Origin of the sequence: Phytobacter diazotrophicus (assembly GCF_052061655.1) — a bacterium.
GTDB classification, from domain to species: domain Bacteria; phylum Pseudomonadota; class Gammaproteobacteria; order Enterobacterales; family Enterobacteriaceae; genus Phytobacter; species Phytobacter diazotrophicus.
In genome coordinates this window covers 5189956-5211614 of the sequence record NZ_CM125428.1, presented here as the reverse complement: position 1 = coordinate 5211614, position 21659 = coordinate 5189956, and the positions used below count along the sequence as shown (strand labels likewise).

General features: G+C 52.5%; 21 protein-coding genes. 9 read left to right on the top strand and 12 right to left on the bottom strand.

Annotation, left to right across the window (positions count from 1 at the left end; all coding sequences use genetic code 11):
- Nucleotides 1-27: 27 nt before the first annotated feature.
- Nucleotides 28-1275 carry an L-methionine/branched-chain amino acid transporter gene (yjeH, locus tag ACS0RQ_RS25235; protein WP_271848613.1) on the bottom strand — a complete coding sequence of 416 codons (1248 nt, stop codon included), beginning with the start codon at nt 1273-1275 and terminating at the stop codon, nt 28-30.
- 266 nt (nt 1276-1541) lie between these two features.
- Between yjeH and ACS0RQ_RS25230 the strand changes: the two genes are divergently transcribed.
- The 4 genes from ACS0RQ_RS25230 to ACS0RQ_RS25215 all read left to right on the top strand — a co-directional run bounded on the left by ACS0RQ_RS25230 (nt 1542) and on the right by ACS0RQ_RS25215 (nt 6155).
- On the top strand, nt 1542-1835 hold the full coding sequence (locus ACS0RQ_RS25230; RefSeq protein ID WP_007372708.1) for a co-chaperone GroES: 294 nt from the start codon (nt 1542-1544) through the stop codon (nt 1833-1835).
- 44 nt (nt 1836-1879) lie between these two features.
- Nucleotides 1880-3526, top strand: a complete 1647-nt coding sequence (groL, locus tag ACS0RQ_RS25225) for a chaperonin GroEL (RefSeq protein ID WP_071194324.1) — start codon at nt 1880-1882, stop codon at nt 3524-3526.
- A 254-nt stretch (nt 3527-3780) separates the two neighbouring features.
- On the top strand, nt 3781-4134 hold the full coding sequence (locus ACS0RQ_RS25220) for a DUF4156 domain-containing protein (protein ID WP_039077845.1): 354 nt from the start codon (nt 3781-3783) through the stop codon (nt 4132-4134).
- 374 nt (nt 4135-4508) lie between these two features.
- Nucleotides 4509-6155: a methyl-accepting chemotaxis protein gene (locus tag ACS0RQ_RS25215; RefSeq protein ID WP_271848614.1), complete on the top strand. Its 1647-nt coding sequence runs from the start codon at nt 4509-4511 to the stop codon at nt 6153-6155.
- 100 nt (nt 6156-6255) lie between these two features.
- Here ACS0RQ_RS25215 and yjeJ read toward each other — a convergent pair whose 3' ends face one another.
- Both yjeJ and epmB read right to left on the bottom strand, forming a co-directional pair.
- A complete protein-coding gene (gene yjeJ / locus ACS0RQ_RS25210) occupies nt 6256-7131 on the bottom strand; it encodes a YjeJ family protein (RefSeq protein WP_271848615.1) in 876 nt (291 codons plus the stop codon).
- Nucleotides 7132-7359: 228 nt separating this feature from the next.
- A complete protein-coding gene (gene epmB / locus ACS0RQ_RS25205) occupies nt 7360-8388 on the bottom strand; it encodes an EF-P beta-lysylation protein EpmB (RefSeq protein ID WP_271848616.1) in 1029 nt (342 codons plus the stop codon).
- Between the two features lie 41 nt (nt 8389-8429).
- On the opposite strand from epmB, the gene efp reads away from it, so the two are divergent.
- The 3 genes from efp to ecnB all read left to right on the top strand — a co-directional run bounded on the left by efp (nt 8430) and on the right by ecnB (nt 9561).
- The gene (gene efp / locus ACS0RQ_RS25200) at nt 8430-8996 is read left to right on the top strand and encodes an elongation factor P (protein ID WP_039077842.1); all 567 of its coding nucleotides are present in this window, start codon (nt 8430-8432) and stop codon (nt 8994-8996) included.
- Nucleotides 8997-9172: 176 nt separating this feature from the next.
- Nucleotides 9173-9307, top strand: a complete 135-nt coding sequence (gene ecnA / locus ACS0RQ_RS25195) for a lipoprotein antitoxin entericidin A (RefSeq protein WP_039077841.1) — start codon at nt 9173-9175, stop codon at nt 9305-9307.
- A gap of 107 nt (nt 9308-9414) precedes the next feature.
- Nucleotides 9415-9561: a lipoprotein toxin entericidin B gene (gene ecnB / locus ACS0RQ_RS25190; protein WP_039077840.1), complete on the top strand. Its 147-nt coding sequence runs from the start codon at nt 9415-9417 to the stop codon at nt 9559-9561.
- Nucleotides 9562-9597: 36 nt separating this feature from the next.
- On the opposite strand, the gene ACS0RQ_RS25185 is transcribed toward ecnB, so the two are convergent.
- Nucleotides 9598-10221 carry a LuxR C-terminal-related transcriptional regulator gene (locus ACS0RQ_RS25185; protein ID WP_271848617.1) on the bottom strand — a complete coding sequence of 208 codons (624 nt, stop codon included), beginning with the start codon at nt 10219-10221 and terminating at the stop codon, nt 9598-9600.
- A gap of 263 nt (nt 10222-10484) precedes the next feature.
- Between ACS0RQ_RS25185 and sugE the strand changes: the two genes are divergently transcribed.
- Nucleotides 10485-10802, top strand: coding sequence for a quaternary ammonium compound efflux SMR transporter SugE (gene sugE / locus ACS0RQ_RS25180; RefSeq protein WP_193794935.1), 318 nt, complete (start codon nt 10485-10487; stop codon nt 10800-10802).
- On the opposite strand, the gene ACS0RQ_RS25175 is transcribed toward sugE, so the two are convergent.
- The 5 genes from ACS0RQ_RS25175 to frdA all read right to left on the bottom strand — a co-directional run bounded on the left by ACS0RQ_RS25175 (nt 10799) and on the right by frdA (nt 14707).
- A complete protein-coding gene (locus ACS0RQ_RS25175) occupies nt 10799-11329 on the bottom strand; it encodes a lipocalin family protein (protein WP_039077837.1) in 531 nt (176 codons plus the stop codon). The two genes, sugE and ACS0RQ_RS25175, sit on opposite strands and share 4 nt — an antisense overlap.
- Before the next feature lie 83 nt (nt 11330-11412).
- Complete coding sequence (frdD, locus tag ACS0RQ_RS25170; RefSeq protein WP_039077836.1) at nt 11413-11772, bottom strand: fumarate reductase subunit FrdD; 360 nt, start codon at nt 11770-11772, stop codon at nt 11413-11415.
- Nucleotides 11773-11783: 11 nt separating this feature from the next.
- Entirely contained in the window at nt 11784-12179 is a 396-nt protein-coding gene (gene frdC, locus ACS0RQ_RS25165) for a fumarate reductase subunit FrdC (protein WP_039077835.1), read from the bottom strand.
- Nucleotides 12180-12189: 10 nt separating this feature from the next.
- On the bottom strand, nt 12190-12924 hold the full coding sequence (locus ACS0RQ_RS25160; RefSeq protein ID WP_039077834.1) for a succinate dehydrogenase/fumarate reductase iron-sulfur subunit: 735 nt from the start codon (nt 12922-12924) through the stop codon (nt 12190-12192).
- Nucleotides 12917-14707, bottom strand: a complete 1791-nt coding sequence (frdA, locus tag ACS0RQ_RS25155; protein ID WP_039077833.1) for a fumarate reductase (quinol) flavoprotein subunit — start codon at nt 14705-14707, stop codon at nt 12917-12919. Before frdA ends, ACS0RQ_RS25160 begins: the two co-directional genes overlap by 8 nt.
- 309 nt (nt 14708-15016) lie before the next feature.
- Between frdA and epmA the strand changes: the two genes are divergently transcribed.
- Nucleotides 15017-15994, top strand: coding sequence for an elongation factor P--(R)-beta-lysine ligase (gene epmA / locus ACS0RQ_RS25150; RefSeq protein WP_271848618.1), 978 nt, complete (start codon nt 15017-15019; stop codon nt 15992-15994).
- A gap of 129 nt (nt 15995-16123) precedes the next feature.
- On the opposite strand, the gene mscM is transcribed toward epmA, so the two are convergent.
- From mscM to rsgA, 3 genes are all read right to left on the bottom strand, one after another.
- Nucleotides 16124-19456 (bottom strand): miniconductance mechanosensitive channel MscM, encoded by a 3333-nt coding sequence (gene mscM / locus ACS0RQ_RS25145; protein ID WP_039077831.1) that lies wholly within the window; start codon nt 19454-19456, stop codon nt 16124-16126.
- A gap of 18 nt (nt 19457-19474) precedes the next feature.
- Nucleotides 19475-20443: an archaetidylserine decarboxylase gene (gene asd / locus ACS0RQ_RS25140; RefSeq protein ID WP_271848619.1), complete on the bottom strand. Its 969-nt coding sequence runs from the start codon at nt 20441-20443 to the stop codon at nt 19475-19477.
- Between the two features lie 98 nt (nt 20444-20541).
- Nucleotides 20542-21597 (bottom strand): small ribosomal subunit biogenesis GTPase RsgA, encoded by a 1056-nt coding sequence (rsgA, locus tag ACS0RQ_RS25135; protein ID WP_271848620.1) that lies wholly within the window; start codon nt 21595-21597, stop codon nt 20542-20544.
- Between the last annotated feature and the right edge of the window lie 62 nt (nt 21598-21659).

The window sequence follows — 21659 nt, the reverse complement described above, 5'->3', positions numbered from 1 at the left end:
CGGAAAAGGCGAAGCCGCCTTCCGGGCTTACGACCGCTGAACCGCCACGCCGCGCCTGGGTAAAAATGCCCACAGACCTGCCAGCATCACAATCGCATACAGACTCTTCCAGCCAGGAATGGCCAGCAGCAGTAAGCACAGAATGCTGCCCACCCAGGCCAGCACCTTATAACGTCCCTTCAACAGGCGGCACCCTGCCAGCATGCATAGCAAATAAATCAGAATGAAAATGCCATTGGCATAAATGATGAGCGTGTCGAGATTAATCGCAAATGCGTAGATACCCAGCGTACAGATAACGCAGCAAATCAGGACGGCATTCAGCGCGTTAAACGGGATTTGTCGGGAGGACAAACGCGCCAGCGGGCTTTGCGGCTTGTATTGTGCCTGCGACCACACCAGCCGGGCGAAGCTCTGAATATAGATATTGAGACTGGCAAAACAGGCCAGATAACCGATGATGCAGGCAATCCACTGCGCCTGCTTGCCGAACAGCTCAACGACGATGATCGGTAAGGACGCCGCGGCCCCTGCGCTACGCCAGAGCGGGAAATGCAGCACCACCACGGTACAGGCCCAGTAGACTGAACCGGCCAGAATCAGGCCAATCATCAGTGCGCGGGGAAAGTCACGTTCAGGATGCTTAAACTCCGAGGCCAGATGGGCAAAGGCTTCCAGGCCGACGAAGCACCAGAACATCACCGCCAGCGAGGCGGTCATGCCGGAGAGGGGAACGTCGGCCGGTGCCGGGAAAGACAGGGCGCTAAAGGAGAGCCCACCACGCCACCAGATGGCGATAATCAATGCAACGATAAGCCCGGCAATGATGGATTGCAGGTTAGCGCTGGAACCCGCACCGCGCGTCCCGATGAGCCAGATAAGTGCCAGGGTGGCAAGCTCGGCTATCAGCAGTTGCGCGCCCTGCCAGCCAAACATCCCCTGCCAGAAACCGGCGGCGATATGCAGCGCCGCGGGCAACCCCACCGGGATCACTGACAGAAATAACCAGCCGGTGACGCGCTCCAGTCGTGAGCCAAACGCCATACCGACAAAATGGGCGACGCCGCCTGCGCTGGGAAACTGACGACCAAGAACGGCGAAGACGATAGCGACCGGAAAGACCAGCAGAATGAGCACAGGCCAGGCCCACAGGCTGCTGTCACCTGCCGCCAGCGCAGCCAGCGCCGGAACGGCAAAAACCCCTGTGCCCAGTAACGATGTTGAAAGTAACCCAATTCCCTGAGCCAGCCCCAGCTCCTGTTTCAGTCCACTCATGGCCCGTATCCCGCACGTCATCGCAAAGTAAAGAGGGATCATGCTATCACAATCAATTTTACTTATGGCTGTTGGTGCGCCTGCCTCTTCTCACGGATTGCATTTTCCCTTTTCTTGCCGACCTGGGGCTTTGTGCGAATTTTTTTTAAAGTCCCCCCTTGAAGGGGGAAAAACCCATCCCCATCTCTCTGGTCACCAGCCGGAGAACCGATTGCGGGCCGGCGTCACCCATAACTGATAATGACTTTCTCAAAGGAGAGCTATCAATGAGTATTCGTCCGTTACATGATCGTGTGATCGTCAAACGTAAAGAAGTTGAATCTAAATCCGCTGGCGGCATCGTTCTGACCGGTTCTGCAGCAGGCAAATCAACTCGTGGCGAAATCATCGCTGTCGGTAAGGGCCGCATCCTGGAAAACGGTACAGTGCAGCCACTGGACGTGAAAGTGGGCGACATCGTGATTTTCAATGATGGTTACGGTGTTAAAGCTGAGAAGATCGACAATGAAGAAGTGTTGATCATGTCCGAAAGCGACATTCTGGCAATTGTTGAAGCGTAATCCGCGAACGACACTGAACATACGAATTTAAGGGAAAGATTAAAATGGCAGCTAAAGACGTAAAATTCGGTAACGACGCTCGTGTGAAAATGCTGCGCGGCGTAAACGTACTGGCAGACGCAGTTAAAGTGACCCTGGGCCCGAAAGGCCGTAACGTAGTGCTGGATAAATCCTTCGGCGCGCCGACCATCACTAAAGATGGTGTTTCTGTAGCACGTGAAATCGAACTGGAAGACAAGTTCGAAAACATGGGTGCTCAGATGGTGAAAGAAGTTGCCTCTAAAGCGAACGACGCTGCAGGCGACGGTACCACCACTGCTACCGTACTGGCTCAGGCTATCATCACCGAAGGCCTGAAAGCTGTTGCTGCAGGCATGAACCCGATGGACCTGAAACGCGGTATCGATAAAGCCGTTCTGGCCGCAGTTGAAGAGCTGAAAGCACTGTCCGTACCGTGCTCTGACTCTAAAGCGATTGCTCAGGTTGGTACTATCTCCGCTAACTCCGACGAAACCGTAGGTAAACTGATCGCAGAAGCGATGGACAAAGTCGGTAAAGAAGGCGTGATCACCGTTGAAGACGGTACCGGTCTGCAGGACGAACTGGACGTGGTTGAAGGTATGCAGTTTGACCGCGGTTACCTGTCCCCTTACTTCATCAACAAGCCGGAAACTGGCGCAGTAGAACTGGAAAGCCCGTTCATCCTGCTGGCTGATAAGAAAATCTCCAACATCCGCGAAATGCTGCCGGTTCTGGAAGCCGTTGCGAAAGCAGGCAAACCGCTGGTTATCATCGCGGAAGACGTTGAAGGCGAAGCGCTGGCGACCCTGGTTGTCAACACCATGCGTGGCATCGTGAAAGTGGCTGCGGTTAAAGCACCGGGCTTCGGCGACCGCCGTAAAGCTATGCTGCAGGACATCGCTACCCTGACTGGCGGTACCGTGATCTCCGAAGAGATCGGTATGGAGCTGGAAAAAGCGACGCTGGAAGACCTGGGCCAGGCGAAACGCGTTGTGATCAACAAAGACACCACTACCATCATTGATGGTGTGGGTGACGAAGCGGCAATTCAGGGCCGTGTTGGTCAGATTCGTCAGCAGATCGAAGAAGCGACTTCCGATTATGACCGTGAAAAACTGCAAGAGCGCGTAGCCAAACTGGCTGGCGGCGTTGCGGTTATCAAAGTCGGTGCTGCTACCGAAGTTGAAATGAAAGAGAAAAAAGCACGTGTTGAAGATGCCCTGCACGCGACCCGTGCTGCGGTAGAAGAAGGCGTGGTTGCGGGTGGTGGCGTTGCGCTGATCCGCGTAGCAAGCAAAATCGCTGGCCTGAAAGGTCAGAACGAAGACCAGAACGTGGGTATCAAAGTTGCGCTGCGCGCAATGGAAGCTCCGCTGCGTCAGATCGTGCTGAACTGCGGTGAAGAGCCGTCTGTTGTGGCTAACACCGTGAAAGCGGGCGACGGTAACTACGGTTACAACGCATCTACCGAAGAATACGGCAACATGATCGAGATGGGTATCCTGGATCCGACTAAAGTGACCCGTTCTGCGCTGCAGTACGCGGCATCTGTAGCCGGCCTGATGATCACCACCGAGTGCATGGTGACCGACCTGCCGAAAGGCGACGCGCCTGACTTAGGTGCTGCTGGTGGTATGGGCGGCATGGGTGGTATGGGCGGCATGATGTAATTGCCCACACCCTGCATCCTTCAGGCTGCAGATGCGTTGGCTGCGTTTGCTAACCCCAGTCACTTACTTGAGTAAGCTCCTGGGGATTAACAAACTTGCCGCCTTCCTGCAGCCAGAATGATTTGGGTGTTCATCTCCCAGAATTGAAAAACCCCCGGGCAGAAATGGCCGGGGGTTTTTCTTTTGGTCATCTTTTTAGTATAAGATTCAGACACGGACGCAAGACGTCCAGCTCATTGATTGTGGGGAATAACATGCACGTTAAATATTTAGCAGGGATTGTCGGCGCAACGTTGTTACTGGCAGGCTGTAGCGCCGGTAATGAGCTTTCTTCGGGCGGGCAGAATGTTCGCTTCGTAGAAGATAAACCTGCAGCAAATTGTCAGTATCTGGGCACCGCAACGGGTAAACAAAGCAACTGGCTTTCTGGCCAGCATGGCGAAGAGGGTGGTTCAATGCGCGGTGCGGCTAACGACCTGCGTAACCAGGCTGCGCAAATGGGCGGCAACGTGCTTTTCAGCGTCTCCAGCCCGACACAAGGCTTTATGTCCAGCTTCGTGCCGACAGCCAGCGAAATGACCGGTCAGGTTTATAAATGTCCGCAGTAAAGTAAACAGCATTGCTCTCATTTATAAATGGGAGCAGTGATCCTGATGTTGCCTGTATGTTTTTATTATTCCTATTATTTTTCTAAACTCGCGTTTCGATCTTAATTGTTTGATTTTTAATAATTTTTTTATTTTTTTATAAATTAAAACCGAACGCCTTTTATTTTCATCCCCCCACGTATATTAAGATTTCTTAAGCTTTCACTTGTGTGAGAGTTTTCACATCTTTTTTTGAATTCGTAAAGTAAAAGTTAACTTAACGCTAAAGTTTTAATAAAGCGTTCCGATAAATAAACCGAAGTGTGAAAGGACTCTCCCTCATGGTGGTTATTCATCATGATCTATCAAAGATACTAAAGTTAAATTGGAGAGGTATGATGAACATCACCAAACGGTTATTACTTGCTTTTTCTCTACTTATCATTAGCTTGATTGGCACGAATATCATTGCAATGATTTCTTTATCAAAAATTAGTGAGGACACTAATTATTTCCAGGAAAATATTCTTCCCAGCCTGACGACAATGAATAAGGAAATGATTCAGGCTACAGGCGTACGCTCGCAACTTTATTTGCATGGTTTAACCGAAGACCAGACGCAAATGGATGTCATTAAACAAAATGCCAATAAAATTTATGATGAGCTCCTTGCAAAACATCAATACTATCTTAAAGAATTAGCTTCTGACCCGCGCGACGTAGAGCTTAGCAATAAAACACTGGCGGATTTACAGTCGTTCCGCGGAGCAATGGACCAATATTTTAAAATATCAGAATCTAATGACCGCAAGGCGATTATCCAAAGCATGCAAAAAGGCGGATTAATCGCAGAAAAAATTGCTACATTACTTGCTGACTTTAATGACCAGATTGACTACAACACCTCTTTAGTTGTACAGGCGAATGCGGCCAGCAAATCGCTTATTAACAAAGCACTGATTTTATCAGTGAGCGCAACACTTGCTGCCACCATTCTTCTTGGGCTGTTTGGTCTGCTTACCGTTTTGAATATTCGTCGCCGTTTAAATGCCATGAGAGATGGCATGGTGCAGATCAGTGAAGACCTTGATCTGAGCAAAAATCTGCTGGCCGGTCGCCAGGATGAAATTGGCCATGCCATCACGGCATTTAACCATCTCGTTGAGCGGGTGGCGGAATCCCTCAGCATGGTGAGAAACGCTTCTGCTTCGGTAAATACTGCGGCAAACGAAATTTCTTTAGGCAATGATGAGCTGTCAGCGCGTACTGAACAACAATCTGCCGCCGTTGTTGAAACTGCGGCCAGTATGGAAGAGCTGAGCTCGACGGTAAAACAGAACGCGCAAAACGCCCAACAGGCAAGTTTGCTGGCAGTTACCGCGTCCGATACGGCGAGTCAGGGTGGTATTGTTGTGGGTAATGCCGTGAGTCGGATGAAAGATATTATCGAAAGCTCACGCCGGATCTCTGAAATTACCACCGTTATTAACGGTATCGCGTTCCAGACCAATATTCTGGCGCTCAATGCCGCCGTTGAGGCTGCGCGTGCGGGCGACCAGGGGCGTGGGTTTGCCGTTGTTGCCGGAGAGGTTCGTTCATTAGCTCAGCGCAGCTCACAGGCTGCAAAAGAGATTGAAGCGCTCATCAGCGAGTCGGTCCACTTTGTAGAAGAAGGTGCAAAACAGGTCGATCTGGCGGGTGAAAGTATGAGTGGGATTGTTCACTCCGTCACCCAAGTGAAAGATTTAATGCAGGAAATTGCCGCAGCGTCTGACGAGCAAAATCGGGGTATTGCGCAAATTGCTCAGGCCATGTCTGAAATGGACACAACAACACAGCAGAACGCCGCTCTGGTTCAGGAATCGTCTGCTGCTGCGGGAAGTCTGGAAGATCAGGCCGTCAAGCTGCAACAACTGGTTGATGTATTCCGTTTACCTGGGGTACAAACGGCGGCGGCTGCGGCCAAAGCCCCTAAACGTCCTCTGAAAATGTCCCCTGTGTCTGCGGCTGCAGGCCATGATGCGGGTTGGGAGACGTTCTAAAGCAGGGCCTTACTGTAATAGCGTCGCACCTTTTGTCAGGTTGTCAGGTGCCGGTAATTCCAACGCTGCCACGGAATATCGTGGCAGCGTTTTCGCTATATTATTTTTTGGCTTTTTTTACCGATGGTTTCACCGTGACCTGATGGCGTATCTGGTTCAGCGTATGCATGCATCTATCCAGATTAAGCGGTTCACCCTCTTGCACGTTAATAGCCTGAATGTGTACCTGACAGGCTTTATTGGCGAGTTTTCCCAGCCGTGGGCTGAAAGCCAACAGTCTTTTGGCGATCGCCTGGGTTTCAGGAGTATCGGGAAGGCTTCTGGTTTTGATCACCGTACCGCAGAAAGTGGATTTTTTCTTTGTTCCGGCATAGTGGTACAGAAGAATTAAATAGTGATCAAACAATGCCGTTTTCCACTCTGGCTGGGTATAGGTATCGTAGATCATCTTACCATCAGGCTGGCAATCAACATCATATAGTGGAAGAAAATCCAGTAACGAAGAGATACGCAATGCCAGGTCCCGCATACCAGCGTTATTAATGGCATGAATTAAAACATGGGTAAGTAACTCTATTTGCAGCTCATGGATTTCGAATATGAACTTTTCATTATTATGTAACTGCAAAGTGAAAATGAGTTTCCCTTCATCATAGGTAAAATTATCAATGGCGTTTACGCGATAATTTATATCTGCATTTTCCAGCTCTTCCCTTTTTAACTCAGGAATATGGGCGTGCATTGTTTTGGTTACCGCAGTTTGCGCTGCGATGAAATCATCCCGTTGAGTACCGTCCAGTTCTTTTTGCTTAGAGAGATGATATTCCATGGCGACAAAAAGATCGCGTAAAGTTAAAGCCGGAAAGAAAAGCAGCTTCGTGTCACTCTTTTTAATGTTTAGTTTTAGCGCGACGGCGAGAAACTCGTCATTGTTACGTATTACGCCTGCGTTGACACCCGTAATATTCATTTCCATTATGGTTCTCCATAACCATTGTTAAAAACTATATATCCAACTGAAAAATAGAGTTAGTGAATATATTATCTGATATAAGCTTGAAAAGAGGATTAAAATACCATAATAAATGCAGTGAACAATCAGATATGCTAAAAAATCGAGCCTGGATGAGAAAACACTATCGTTTTCTTAGATACAGAAAAGCGATGCATTCCTGCATCGCTTTTCTGTTTGAACGGTTAGCTTCTATTGTTGCCGTAACTGCAAATCCAGCGGCGTTTTGCTGGGCTCACCGCCAATTTCCCGGGCCAGTTTCGGCACCATATAGCCTGAGATCAGCGTCAACAACTCCCGCATAATTTCCCGCGCTTCATCATCGCTTACCATGAAATGGGCCGCGCCCTGAACTTTATCCAGCACATGCAGGTAGTAGGGCATCACGCCAGCATCAAACAACGCGTTACTGAGGTCTGCAAGCGTGCGGGCATTATCATTAACGCCGCGCAACAACACGCTCTGATTAAGTAGTGTTACACCCGCCCGACGCAGTTTTTCCATGGACGCGCGAAAGTCGTCATCGATTTCCTGGGCATGGTTGATATGGTTCACCAGCAGAATCTGCAGTGAAGAACCTGTAAGGCGGGCGACGAGTGTGTCGGTGATCCGCGCCGGAATGACGATCGGCAGCCGACTGTGAATACGCAATCGCTTGATATGTGGAATGGCTTCAAGCTGAGCGATCAGCCAGTCCAGTTCATGATCTTTCGCCATCAGCGGATCGCCACCGGAGAAAATGATCTCATCAAGTTCAGGTTGCTGGGCAATATAATCCAGCGCAACCTGCCAGTTGCGTTTATTGCCCTGATTTTCCGCATACGGGAAGTGGCGGCGGAAGCAGTAGCGGCAGTTTACCGCACAGCCACCTTTTACCAGCAGCAGTGCACGGTTACGGTACTTATGCAGCAAGCCAGGCACCACACTTTCCTGCTCTTCCAGCGGATCGGTGCTGTATCCTGGGGCGGCAACAAACTCTTCTCTCGCCGTCAGGACCTGACGTAAAAGCGGATCGTTGGGGTCGCCTTTTTTCATTCTCGCGGCAAAAGCACGGGGCACACGCAGCGGGAACAGGCGTTTTGCTTCGCGTCCGGCGGTTAAATTTTCGTCAGTGTCTATATTTAAAACACGCAAGAGTTCATCTGGATCGGTTATTACATCGGCAAGTTGCACTAACCAATCTTCTCTGGATGGGGTATTTAGGGTTACAATATGCGCCATTTTGTGGCTTAGCTACCAGTTAACATTTTTAGAGGGCCTTTATGGCGACTTACTATAGCAACGATTTTCGTGCCGGTCTTAAAATCATGCTCGACGGCGAACCTTATGCAGTTGAAGCCAGCGAATTCGTTAAACCAGGCAAAGGTCAGGCATTTGCGCGTGTTAAACTGCGCCGCCTGCTGACTGGCACCCGTGTAGAAAAAACCTTCAAATCTACTGACTCTGCCGAAGGCGCAGATGTTATCGATATGAACCTGACTTACCTCTACAACGACGGTGAGTTCTACCATTTCATGAACAACGAAACCTTCGAGCAGTTGGCTGCCGATGCGAAAACCGTTGGTGACAGCGCGAAATGGCTGCTGGATCAGGCTGAGTGCATCGTGACGCTGTGGGATGGCCGTCCGATCGCTGTGACTCCGCCGAACTTTGTTGAACTGGAAATCATTGAAACCGATCCAGGTCTGAAAGGTGATACCGCAGGTACCGGTGGTAAGCCGGCTACGCTGAGCACTGGCGCAGTGGTTAAAGTTCCGCTGTTCGTACAGATCGGCGAAGTGATTAAAGTGGATACGCGTTCCGGCGAATATGTATCCCGCGTGAAGTAATTCACCTTATCTTTTAGGCTGCCTCTTTGTTGGCTGTGCTTATAGAAACCCCAGTTAACCCGTTAAATAGTTTGCTGGGATTTCTCCCTTGTCGCCACAATGCAGCCTGAATGATTTGTCTATTGTGAAATGTTGGTGCGCTCACCTTATTGCACCTTTGCTTTTCCAGAGCAGGAATGATGAAACGTCTTCTCAGTCTTGTAGCACTCTTTCTTCTCACCACCACTTTGCTGGCGGGCTGTAATACCGCGCGTGGCTTTGGTGAAGACATCAAACATCTCGGCAACTCAATCTCGCACGCTGCGAGCTAATTTCTTCCTGTCGTCCTAAAAATCGCCGACATTCCGCCAGGTTGCGCAATCTTGTCTATTCTTAAGTGGCTATGCACAAACAATATTGGCTACATAAGGAAGATATTATGGTTAAGAAGACATTTGCTGCGATCTTTACTGTACTGGTTCTTTCCTCAGCGCTGACTGCTTGTAACACCACGCGTGGTGTCGGTCAGGATATCTCTGAGGGTGGTAGCGCTATTTCTGGCGCAGCGACAAAAGCGCAGCAGTAATTCCTGCCAGTACGCGGTACGGCCAGTGCCGTACCGTTAATTCAGATTGTCTTGCAAGTTGTCCGGGGCCTCGGGGAGTGAAAGGAACGGTGTAAAGCGGTTGCCCATTCCCAGTTTCATCCGAATATTGCGCTTGTAGGTATACACCGTCTTACCATTTATGCTCATTTTGGACGCAATGGACTGATTGCTGCGGCCTTCCATCCATAGCGACAGCACTTTTTCTTCCTGGCGTGTGAGCAACGGGGTGGCTATCTGTGGCCCGGTTCTCACGGGGCGAGACAGAACGGCATGATCAATGACTTTAGCCAACGTTTCCATCGGCTCGCTTTTTTGCAGCGTTGCCTGTACCTGATATTGGGCACAATACGCCTTCAGTTGTGCATCTTCCCCTGACTGCAAAAGGATAAGGTGGTTATCTTTACCACAGGCGGTGAACAGTGAGGAAAGTTGCTGAATATGGTGGAGATCATTCTTAAAGCCGTAAAGATCGGCAATGATCAAGTCCGGCTGCCATTGCACAATATGCTCTTTTGCCAGCATCAGGTTATTCAGCGAAGTCACAAGGAATGAAGCCGGGAAAAAATCAGTCTGATTGAGCCAGCTTTCCAGCCCCGTACGGGTGAAGTAACAACGGTCAATCAAGAGAATTTTGAACATATTTTTCTTCGCAGTAAGGATATTGACGCACGGCTTCCCGTTGCTGGCAGCACTTCATCATAGGGGGTACTTATGGGGAATAAATGCGCGAACTGCGTTGCTATCTGTAGCTATTTCTTGCTTTAAGTCACTTAAATCTGCGCAATTCCGCAAAAATTGCATTCCGTTTGTAACCAGGTCAAAATTTATCTCTCTCAACCAGCCTGTCGGGACGACCCGATTGCGCAACACTCAATGGGGACGGCCCCGCACTGGAGCCACCTATGTCATGGATAATTCTTTTTATCGCTGGTCTTCTTGAAGTCGTTTGGGCTATTGGCCTGAAATACACGCACGGTTTTACCCGCCTTGTACCCAGCGTGATTACCGTAACGGCAATGATCGTTAGCGTCGTGATGTTGTCATGGGCGATGAAAAGCCTGCCCACAGGAACGGCGTATGCCGTCTGGACAGGCATTGGCGCCGTGGGGGCTGCTATCACGGGGATTGTGTTATTCGGTGAATCGGCCAATCCCGCGCGCCTGCTAAGCCTGGCACTGATTGTCGCGGGGATTATCGGCCTTAAGCTCAGTACGCCTTAAAGGGTCTGATTTATCCACAGAAGTTTTTCAACCGCAAAACCTTCGCGGGCTGCGATATCAACGAGCTGTTTTTTCACCGCATCCGGAAGCGTCGGTGTGCGTGACAAAATCCACAGATAGTCCCGATCCGGCCCGCATACCAGCGCGTATCGGTAATCTTTGTCCAGTGCAATGACGTTATAGCCGCCATAGAAAGGACCGAAGAACGAGACCTTAAGTGCGGCCTTACGCGTATCACCGGTAAAGTACGCCTTCCCGACCGATTGTTGCCACATGCCGCGTTCCGGATTGTAGCCTTTATTGATGACCTGAATGCCGCCGTCATCCATTGTGCTGTAGGTCGCGGTCACCTTTTCCAGGCCACGCTCGAAGCGGTGGTCAAAGCGGGCAATTTCATACCAGCGGCCAAGGTAACGTTGCGCATCGAAGTTATCCACCACGGTGACGCCAGAAGGGGGAGTAGGAGAGCTACAGGCTACAACCAAAAATGCAGCAGCAGCCGTTGCGATAATCGGCAACAAACGCATGATTTTTTCCTTCCAGTTTTTTACTTAAGTGTAGAAGCTGGCGGGAAAAATGCTCTCCCGCCAGAGCGGGAGAGCGAGGTGAATTAAAGGAAGATGACCCCGATCAGGGTGACCACTGTCAGAATAGCGGCGAGGCCATAGAAGACCCATTTCCCGCTGGGGATATGGACTTTAATATCATGCATGGCATGGTGCAGACGGTGCAGCCCGCACCATAGCGGCAGAACAATCATCAGGAATAAAAACGCACGGCCGATAAAGCTTTGGGCGAATGCCAATACACGTTCGTAGCCGAGCGCTTCACCGGGGTAGAGACCCAGCGGTAGCAGCACGCCAACCAGCAGAATCATCACCGGCGCGATAATCGCACTCCACATGCCGCCTGCGCCGAACAGCCCCCAGAAGACGGGTTCATCGGAACGTTTTGGGTTTGGATTGATCACCTTTGGCCTCCTTACCAGAACAGTGCAACGAAAAGAATGACCACCGTCGCCAGCACGGTCACGACCCACAGCCCTCTGATAACCGGCTCGGGTTTAAGCTTTTCGCTTTTGATGATGATATTCGACGCTTTTGGCGCCAGTTCAAACCAGGTTTTGGTGTGCAGCAACGCTGCCGCCAGGGCAATCAGGTTCAGGATCACCACTATTGGGTTTCGCAGGAAGGTAACAAATCCTTCCCAGGATTCCGGGCCATGTTTTAAGGAAAAAAGTCCGCAGATCAAAATGATGCTGAACCATACCGCCGGTAACGCTGTTCCTTCACGCAGCATATAGAAGCGATAAAACGGCAGCGATTTCCACCAGGTCGACGGCATTGGTCGGACATAGGGTTTGCGTTTAGTCGTCATGATGCGCTCCTTAGCGTGGTTTCAGAGTGGCGATAAGAAAGTCTTTCGAGCTTTCCACTTTGCCCTGCTGGATAGCGGCCGCCGGGTCGACATGTTTCGGGCACACTTCCGAGCAGTAGCCCACAAAGGTACAGCTCCAGACGCCATTTGGACTGTTCAACTGCGGCATACGCTGCTGTTTCCCGTGGTCGCGGTTATCCAGGTTGTAGCGGTGCGCCAGCGTGATGGCCGCCGGGCCAATAAACTCCGGATTGAGGCCAAACTGCGGACATGCCGCATAGCACAGGCCACAGTTGATACAGCCGGAGAACTGATGGTATTTCGCCATCTGCGCCGGGGTTTGCTTGTTCGGCCCCTGATCCGGTGTCCGCGAATTGCCAATGATGTACGGCTTAATGGCCTCCAGGCTTTCGATAAAGTGGGTCATGTCGACCACTAAATCGCGCTCGATAGGGAAGTTGGCCAGCGCCTCGATTTTTAGCCCTTTAGTGTAATCACGTAAAAACGTTTTACAGGCCAGCTTCGGCACTTTGTTGACCATCATGCCGCAGGAGCCGCAAATCGCCATGCGGCAGGACCAGCGATAACTGAGGTCCGGCGCCAGGTTATCCTTTATATAACCCAGCGCGTCCAGCAGCGACGTTTGCTCATCGTAAGGCACATCATAAAAGGCGCTGTGCGGAGCGGTATCCACTTCCGGGTTATATCGCACCACCTCAACTTTCAGGGTTTGCATCTCAGCCATGGGTCGACTCCTTCTTCTCAGCGGCTTCCGCTTCGCCACCGTAAACACGTTTCGCAGGCGGCAGCGTCGTTATCTTCACGTCGCTGTAATCGAGACGGGTAGTACCGTCTGCGTCCCGGTACGCCAGGGTGTGCTTGAGGAAGTTGACGTCATCGCGCTCCGTGCAGCCCTCATCCAGACGTTGATGCGCCCCGCGCGACTCTTTACGTGCAAGCGCGGAATGGGCCATACATTCGGCGACGTTCAGGCCGTGCCCCAGTTCGATGGTATAAAGGATGTCGGTGTTGAACACGCTGGAAGTATCGGTGATGCGCACGCGTTTGAAACGCTCTTGCAGCTCCGCCAGTTTATCAACGGTTTTTTGCATCAGCTCTGGCGTACGGTAGATACCGCAGCCTTCTTCCATTGACTCACCCATTTCGTCGCGAATTTTCGCCCAGTTTTCAGTGCCTTCCTGATTAACCAGATTTTTCAGGCGTTGCTCAACGTCGGCGGCCTGCGCGTTCAGCGCAGCGTCACTGGCTGCTGTCGCGGAGGCGGCACGCGCCATTGCTTGTTCACCTGCCAGACGACCAAACACCACCAGCTCTGCCAGCGAGTTTGAGCCAAGACGGTTTGCGCCATGCAGACCAACAGATGAACACTCACCCACAGCAAACAGCCCTTTGATACGGGTTTCGCACTGCTGATCGGTTTCGATACCGCCCATGGTGTAGTGCGCGGTTGGGCGTACCGGAATCGGTTCTTTTACTGGATCCACGCCAACGTAGGCTTTTGCCAGTTCGCAAATGAACGGCAGACGTTCCAGCAGTTTTTTCTCACCCAGATGACGCAAGTCGAGATGGACGACATCGCCGCGCGGGGTCGAAATGGTGTTGCCTTTACGCCATTCATGCCAGAACGCCTGCGACACTTTGTCGCGCGGCCCCAGCTCCATATATTTGTTCTTCGGTTCGCCCAGCGGGGTTTCTGGCCCCATGCCGTAATCCTGCAGATAACGGTAGCCGTTTTTGTTGACCAGGATACCGCCTTCGCCACGGCAGCCTTCCGTCATCAAAATACCGGAACCCGGCAGCCCGGTGGGGTGATACTGGACAAACTCCATATCACGCAGCGGTACGCCATGAGCAAGCGCCATGCCCATTCCGTCGCCGGTGACGATACCGCCATTGGTGTTGTAACGGTAAACGCGACCCGCACCGCCTGTCGCCATAACGACCGCGTTGGCACGAATCTGAACCAGCGTGCCTTCCATCATATTCATCGCGACCAACCCACGCACCTGGCCATCGTCGACCAGAATATCCAGCACGAAGTGCTCGTCGAAACGCTGAATTTGCGGGAACTGAAGTGAGGCCTGGAAGAGGGTGTGTAGCATATGGAAGCCGGTTTTATCTGCGGCAAACCAGGTGCGTTCGATCTTCATACCGCCAAAGCGGCGTACGTTGACAGAACCATCGGGGCGGCGGCTCCACGGACAGCCCCAGAGTTCAAGCTGTGTCATTTCGGTGGGGCAATGACGGACAAAGTAGTCAACGACATCCTGCTCGCACAGCCAGTCGCCACCGGCTACAGTGTCGTGAAAATGATACTCGAAGCTATCATGATCCTGTGCAACGGCTGCGGAACCGCCTTCTGCGGCCACGGTGTGGCTGCGCATGGGATAAACTTTTGAAATAAGGGCGATTTTAGCATTTGGATTTGCCTGGGCGGCTGCTATGGCGGCACGTAAACCCGCGCCACCCGCGCCAATTACAGCAAGATCGGCTTGAAAAGTTTGCACGACATTCCTCCTGATTATTGTTATCTCGCAACCCTTTCTGATCTGACCAGCCAGGGCCTCGAATACGATTCCACTGCTCCTTTATTGGTATGCATTATAATCTTAGGATGGTGAGGGAAATTTGACCTGTTCGATTTTTTTAACGTATGAATGGCCTAAAACATCATTGATTTTGATTAATTTAATTACAAAACCCCCAACCTTTAGTGTTTTTACCTCCCGTCGCTGAACCTTATTCCGCTCAAAATTTGTCTCTCTGAGCTGATACGGGTAGACTTCGTGCCCTTGTTTGAATTCGGAGAACGTACCATGAGCGAGACGGCAACCTGGCAGCCGAGCGCATCCATCCCTAACTTATTAAAACGCGCAGCAATTATGGCGGAAGTTCGGCGTTTCTTCGCCGATCGCGGCGTGTTAGAGGTGGAAACGCCTTGTATGAGCCAGGCCACGGTAACCGATATTCATCTGTTCCCGTTTGAGACCCGTTTCGTTGGTCCCGGCCATTCGCAAGGGATGAATCTTTATCTGATGACCAGCCCGGAATACCACATGAAGCGTCTTCTGGCGGCAGGATGTGGCCCGGTTTTCCAACTGTGCCGTAGCTTCCGTAATGAGGAAATGGGGCGTCATCATAATCCTGAGTTCACCATGCTGGAGTGGTACCGTCCGCACTACGATATGTATCGTTTGATGAATGAAGTGGATGACCTTCTGCAACAGGTGCTGGAGTGTCCGGCAGCGGAATCACTCTCTTATCAGCAGGCTTTCCAGCGCTACCTGGAAATCGATCCGCTTTCTGCGGATAAAATTCAACTGCGTGAAGTGGCGGCGAAGCTTGATTTAAGCAATATCGCAGACACTGAAGAAGACCGCGATACCTTGCTGCAACTGCTGTTCACCATGGGCGTTGAGCCGCATATCGGCAAAGACCGTCCGGCGTTTGTCTACCACTTCCCGGCAAGTCAGGCCGCGCTGGCGCAAATCAGCACCGAAGATCACCGCGTGGCGGAACGCTTTGAGGTCTACTTCAAAGGTATTGAACTGGCGAATGGTTTTCATGAACTGACCGATGCCCGCGAACAGCAGCAGCGTTTTGAGCAGGATAATCGCAAGCGTGCCGCACGTGGTCTGCCGCAGCAACCGGTGGATACAAATCTGCTGGAGGCGCTGAAGGCCGGTATGCCGGATTGCTCCGGTGTGGCGCTGGGCGTTGATCGCCTGGTGATGCTGGCGCTGGGGGCGGAAAGCCTCGCCGAGGTAATGGCGTTTACCGTCGATCGCTCCTGATTTTTCGGCTTCACCATCCCGGATGCGGCTACGCCTTATCCGGGCAACGGTCTGATGGCGTTGAGCATCGAAGCCTCTCCCGGTGGGAGAGGCTATCAGAGTAGCCCCGATAAGCGTATTGGGGAAAGATTACACACTTCCCGCCGGACGATTCCCTTTCCCTGCCGATGTCAGCGTGCGCGCCGTGCGCTTGCCGTCCAGACTTTCAAGCCGCATCTGGAACGGTGGGAACGGCAGATCGATGCCATGTTCGCGGAAGCCCGCCAGAATCAACTGATGGATCTCGTGGCGCAGCGGCATACGATGCCCCATCTCGGCGGCGTAGATACGCAGTTCAAATAGCTGAATCCCTTGCTGGAGGTCCACCAGAAACACTTCCGGGGCAGGGTTATCAATCACAAACGTACAACGTTCTGCGGCGGTATAAAGGATCTGCGTTACCTCTTCGCTGTTGGCATCGGCGGGTGCCGGAACCGTCAGCACCACACGCGTCACCGAATCCGACAGTGACCAGTTGATAAACTGCTCGGTAATAAAGGCCTTATTGGGCACGATGATCTCTTTGCGATCCCAGTCGCTGATCGTCGTGGCGCGGGTATTGATCTTCGTGACGCTACCGGTCAGATCGCGGATCGTCACGGTATCACCGATGCGGATCGGCTTTTCAAACAGAATGATCAGGCCGGAAATAAAGTTAGCGAAGATCTCCTGCAGGCCAAAGCCCAGACCGACGCCAAGCGCGGCAACCAGCCACTGCAATTTCGCCCATTCGATCCCGATCATTGAGAATCCAACCAGCCCGCCAAACAGCATCAGCAGATATTTGGTGATGGTGGTGATGGCATAACCGGTGCCTGGGGTGAGATCGAGATGCTGCAACAGGGCAAGTTCAAGCAGCGCCGGAAAGTTACGCACCAGTTGCGTGGTGATGATAAACACCAGAATGGCAATCAACACCGCGCCGAGGGTGATCGGCTCAAGGCTTTCCACCCCCTGCACCGTGGAGGTGACATCCCACAGGGAAATGTTCTCCAGGAAGCCGAAAGCTGAGTGAATTTCTGACCACAGCACAATGACGGAGAGCAGCGCGATAAGCATCAGGATCGAGCGCACCAGGCGAAGCGATTGCACGCTGATGGCATCCAGATCGAGCTCTTTCTCATCTATCTCGACCGATCCTTCGGTACTGGTGGAGTGCGGCGTCTCATCTTCGCCTTTCGCACGCTGGGCGAGGATCTCTGCGCGACGATGGCGGGCACGATCGAACGCCAGACGGCGGCGCTGGATCAGCATCCAGCGGCGGATAATGTGATACACCACTAACAGCAGGAACCAGATGGCAACGGAGGTTTCCAGACGCGCCAGCAGGGCCTGCGAGGTGGCCAGATAGCCCACCGCAGCAGCCAGAATCGCAATCAGCGGGGCGCTTAACAGCAGGTTCCATAACAGGCGGTTCGGCATGTTATCACCCGAACCGGTCTTATCGACATAGAGCGGGATCCCGGCGCGTTTAAGACTGAGTGTGACGACCGCCAGCGCACCACAAATCAGAATAAAACAGAGCCTGCCCAGCGACCCGGAAAACTCCCGGTCATTGAGGTTATCGAACATGATCAGCGCCATAATCAATGGCACGATAAAACCAATGCTCATCAGATAGTTGCGCATTCCACGCGCCACGCGATGACGCGGCCAGCCGAAATGGGCGACAAATAATCCGGTTGGGCGGGCGAAAGTGGCGCAAATCATCACCACCCACAGTAGCGGAACGGTCGCGGTGACGCCGTCGCCAATCGCTACGGCTAGCGGATACGGCCAGGCTTCCTGTAAGCCGTAACCCAGCGTTGCCCACAATACGGGAAGCGGAAGGGCGACCAGAATCGACCAGAACACCGTACGCATTGTCAGCCAGAAATGGTCCTGAGTGACTTTGCCGACTTTGGCGCTGGAGCGCTCAAGGAAACGGGTGAAGTGTTTACGCGAGTAGAGGCTGAAACCTACGAGGATGAGCGCGCCAAAAAGCGGGAACAGCGTCTCTTTGCTGGTTAGCATCATTGCGCTGGCTTTGCCGAGTTGGCTAAAGGTATCCAGCGAGATCAGGCGCCGCAAATCCTGCACGATTTCAACCGGCCAGCTCAGGCTCATTGGACTGACGTCCGCCGTCCAGAAAAGGTAGCGGTGCGTGGCTTCATTCACCTCGCGCAGCGCATCCTCAAGCTGGCTATTGGAAACTTTAAGCTTTGTCAGTTCCAGAATCAGGGTATCGCCACCCTGTAGTAGCGACGAGAGCAACTCACGCTGCGTGCGCAACTGGGCATCGAGTATACGGCTCTGCTCCGCCGTCAGTTGCTGGCCGTCAGCCTGGCGAATTTGTCGCAACTGAGGCTGCTTGTTCACCAGGTCTTCATAGCGCATGCGGTGCACGCGAAGTTGCGCCATTTCCGTATCGAGCTGCTGGGGCTTAGGCATTTCTGGCAAGCGGGCCACCTGAGCGCGTAACGCTTCGCCCAACATATTGGACGCGCCCAGCCACTGTGACTGCTCGCGCAGGGTGTTGAGGGCCTGACGGACCTGCAACATCTGATTTGTCGCCTGACGCTGTTGTGAGGCGACCAGATCCATGCGCTGTGCCTGTTGGTTCAGCGCCTGCGACAGCTCACGGTTGATCTTAAACTGTTCGATAATACCGGGCGGTAGGTTATCGCTGTTTTCCGCCAGTTGTTCGGTACTCTCCAGCGCCTGCTCGGCTTCACGCTGACGCTGGCTGTTGAGCTGATTACGCAGTGCCTGCAGGTAAGCATCCAGTTGCTGTGCCTGCTTTTGGGCCAGCTCTGAGCGCATCCGTGACAGCTCCTGGCGGTTATTTGCCGATAGCTGTGCCAGTTCCAGTTCATCGACCAGCGCCCTCAGTTTTGCTGACTCTGCCTGGGCACTCAGATTTTGCGCCTGCGCGAGCGGCGTATTACTGGTTTGCGCGCCGATGCGGCGTTCAACTTCATTAACCTGACGGCGGGCATCTGTTTGCTGTTGCGGAAGCTGGCTCAGGGAATCGTTAATTTCCCTGGCGCGCTCCTGCTCTTGCTGCGCCTGGCGGGTTTTTTCCAGCAACTGGCTGCTGACTTGCAGAATTTCCTGGTTTAGCGCGTCGGTGCTTATATTGGCAGGCACCGATTTTGGCTCATCGCGCAGGTTATCTAACTGCGAGCGTAGCGTGCGGGAAAGTTTGGGGAAGTTATCGATAACATCTTGATATTGCTGGGCACGCTCAAGTGAACCTTTACGCTCTTCAAGCGCGTTCAGCGCGCCCTGGAGCACTTCGACGGTTTCAGCCTGATCGGGCGTGGCTTTTGCCGCTTTGGCCTGCTCCAGTTCTTGCGAGATTTGTTTGGCATCGGGGGCCGTTGCTGCATTGGCCCCCAGGCTGAGGCACCAGGCCATCAGAAAAATGATAATCAGGCGCACTACAGCTTACCTTCTTCGTTAGACTTCGTCTTTCTTGTCGTCTACCAGCGGGCTGGCATCCAGCTCGGCGGCAATTTCTTCTGCGGGCAGAGGCGTCGGTTCAACTTCCGGTGTCACCAGCGTTTCGGTGGAGACGGCCAGCGGCTCGCCGATTTTGGTCACAGAAAGGCTTTGCAGGTGTTCTGCCAGGCTCACTTTACCCGGAGCGAACAGGTTAATCACCGTTGAACCCAGTTTGAAGCGGCCCATCTCCTGGCCTTTCAGCAGTGCAACTGCACCATCGCTCTCGCCTGCAGGAAAGGTCCAGCGTTTGATGATGCCTTCACGCGGCGGGGTGATCGTACCGGCCCAGACTGTCTCAATACTCCCGACAATCGTGGCTCCGACCAGAATTTGCGCCATCGGGCCGAATTCAGTATCGAACAAGCAAATGACGCGCTCGTTACGGGCAAACAAGTTCGGCACGTTCTGCGCCGTCAGGTGGTTAACCGAAAACAAATCGCCCGGTACATAAATCATTTCCCGCAGGATACCGTTGCACGGCATATGCACGCGGTGATAATCACGCGGTGACAGGTACGTGGTAGCAAAAGAGCCATTACGGAACAGGTCTGCCATCAGGTAGTTTCCTGCCAGCAGGGCTTCCAGGCTGTAATCGTGGCCTTTCGCCTGCAGGATTTTGTCGTTTTCGATTTTACCAAGCTGGCTTATCACGCCGTCTGCGGGCATGACCAGGATGTTCGGATCGGTGTTCAGAGGGCGAACATCGTCACGCAACGGGCGCACGAAGAAGTCGTTGAAGGTGCGATAGCTGGCGGTGTCCGGCTTTTGCGCCTCCTGCATATTGACCTTGTAGTATTTGACGAACAGATCAATAACCAGTTTGGTCAGCCAACCCGCGCGTTTGCTTGCGCCCCAGCCCGCCAGGCGAGTGAGCCACAGTTTCGGCAGAATGTATTGAAGCGAAAGTTTAAATGAGTTTAACAAGGTAGCCTCCAGGCCATTGTTTTTGTCGTTCCTGACCCGGCGCTATCGCCAGGTCTTTGCAAAAAAGGGGACGATTCTAACGACGCTTAGCTTAGTTGTCAGTCATCGGATTCAGAAAAGCTTTTACGCGTTTTTACTTGTGCCATGCTCTCAAGAATACGGTGATAATTTTCGAACCGCGTCCCGGCGATTTCGCCCTTGTCGACGGCTTCGCGGATGGCGCAACCTGGGTCGCTGGCATGTTTACAGTCACGGTATTTGCAGTGGCCGATATAGTCATGGAATTCGACAAAGCCGTTAGTAATTTGTTCCGGCTCCAGATGCCAGAGTCCAAATTCACGCACCCCAGGAGAATCAATCACATCGCCGCCGTGCGGGAAGTGATAAAGACGGGCTGCTGTCGTAGTGTGCTGGCCCAAACCGGAGTTATCTGAGACATCATTTGTCAGGATTTGGTCTTCATGCAGACCGAGCAGGGCGTTTAACAGGCTGGATTTGCCCACGCCAGACTGCCCGGCAAAAATACTGATACGGTCAGTTAATGCGTCCTCAAGTGGCTGCAGCCCGTTCTGGGTATGGCTGGATACCATCAATACGCGATAGCCGATGTTGCGGTAGATATCCATCTGCTCATTAACGAAGGCCATGCCTTCATCGTCCAGCAGATCGATCTTGTTCAGCACGATCAGCGGTTCAACCTCCAGCGCTTCGCAGGCCACCAGATAACGATCGATAATATTGAGCGAGAGTTCCGGCAAAATGGCTGAAACGATCACGATCTGATCGATATTTGCCGCGATCGGTTTTACGCCATCGTAAAAGTCAGGGCGGGTCAGTACGGACGTGCGATCGTGTACGGCTTCGACAATGCCTTTTACCGTCACCCCTTCCGCCGCCTCTTTGCCCGGACGCCAGACGACGCGGTCGCCGGTGACCAGTGAACGAATAGTACGACGAATATTGCAACGGTGTACGGTGCCATCCGCGGCTTCAACGTCCGCGTGCATGCCGAAGCGGCTGATCACTATGCCTTCAGACGGCTCGCCAAACAGGTTGTCATCGTAGTCGGCTTTCTCCACAGACGTTTTTAACCGGCGCTGATGATTCGCGTTGACGCGGCGTTGTTGTCCTTTGGAGAGTTTATTTTTACTCAATCGTACTGGCTCCTGGTCGCCCCGGATGGGCAAAACCTTTATGATACACGCTATTTTAGATG

Excerpts from the sequence above, each read along its gene's own strand:
- yjeH (WP_271848613.1), bottom strand. The coding sequence starts at position 1,275 with ATGAGTGGACTGAAACAGGAGCTGGGGCTGGCTCAGGGAATTGGGTTA.
- ACS0RQ_RS25230 (WP_007372708.1), top strand. The coding sequence starts at position 1,542 with ATGAGTATTCGTCCGTTACATGATCGTGTGATCGTCAAACGTAAAGAA.
- groL (WP_071194324.1), top strand. The coding sequence starts at position 1,880 with ATGGCAGCTAAAGACGTAAAATTCGGTAACGACGCTCGTGTGAAAATG.
- ACS0RQ_RS25220 (WP_039077845.1), top strand. The coding sequence starts at position 3,781 with ATGCACGTTAAATATTTAGCAGGGATTGTCGGCGCAACGTTGTTACTG.
- ACS0RQ_RS25215 (WP_271848614.1), top strand. The coding sequence starts at position 4,509 with ATGATGAACATCACCAAACGGTTATTACTTGCTTTTTCTCTACTTATC.
- yjeJ (WP_271848615.1), bottom strand. The coding sequence starts at position 7,131 with ATGGAAATGAATATTACGGGTGTCAACGCAGGCGTAATACGTAACAAT.
- epmB (WP_271848616.1), bottom strand. The coding sequence starts at position 8,388 with ATGGCGCATATTGTAACCCTAAATACCCCATCCAGAGAAGATTGGTTA.
- efp (WP_039077842.1), top strand. The coding sequence starts at position 8,430 with ATGGCGACTTACTATAGCAACGATTTTCGTGCCGGTCTTAAAATCATG.
- ecnA (WP_039077841.1), top strand. The coding sequence starts at position 9,173 with ATGATGAAACGTCTTCTCAGTCTTGTAGCACTCTTTCTTCTCACCACC.
- ecnB (WP_039077840.1), top strand. The coding sequence starts at position 9,415 with ATGGTTAAGAAGACATTTGCTGCGATCTTTACTGTACTGGTTCTTTCC.
- ACS0RQ_RS25185 (WP_271848617.1), bottom strand. The coding sequence starts at position 10,221 with ATGTTCAAAATTCTCTTGATTGACCGTTGTTACTTCACCCGTACGGGG.
- sugE (WP_193794935.1), top strand. The coding sequence starts at position 10,485 with ATGTCATGGATAATTCTTTTTATCGCTGGTCTTCTTGAAGTCGTTTGG.
- ACS0RQ_RS25175 (WP_039077837.1), bottom strand. The coding sequence starts at position 11,329 with ATGCGTTTGTTGCCGATTATCGCAACGGCTGCTGCTGCATTTTTGGTT.
- frdC (WP_039077835.1), bottom strand. The coding sequence starts at position 12,179 with ATGACGACTAAACGCAAACCCTATGTCCGACCAATGCCGTCGACCTGG.
- ACS0RQ_RS25160 (WP_039077834.1), bottom strand. The coding sequence starts at position 12,924 with ATGGCTGAGATGCAAACCCTGAAAGTTGAGGTGGTGCGATATAACCCG.
- epmA (WP_271848618.1), top strand. The coding sequence starts at position 15,017 with ATGAGCGAGACGGCAACCTGGCAGCCGAGCGCATCCATCCCTAACTTA.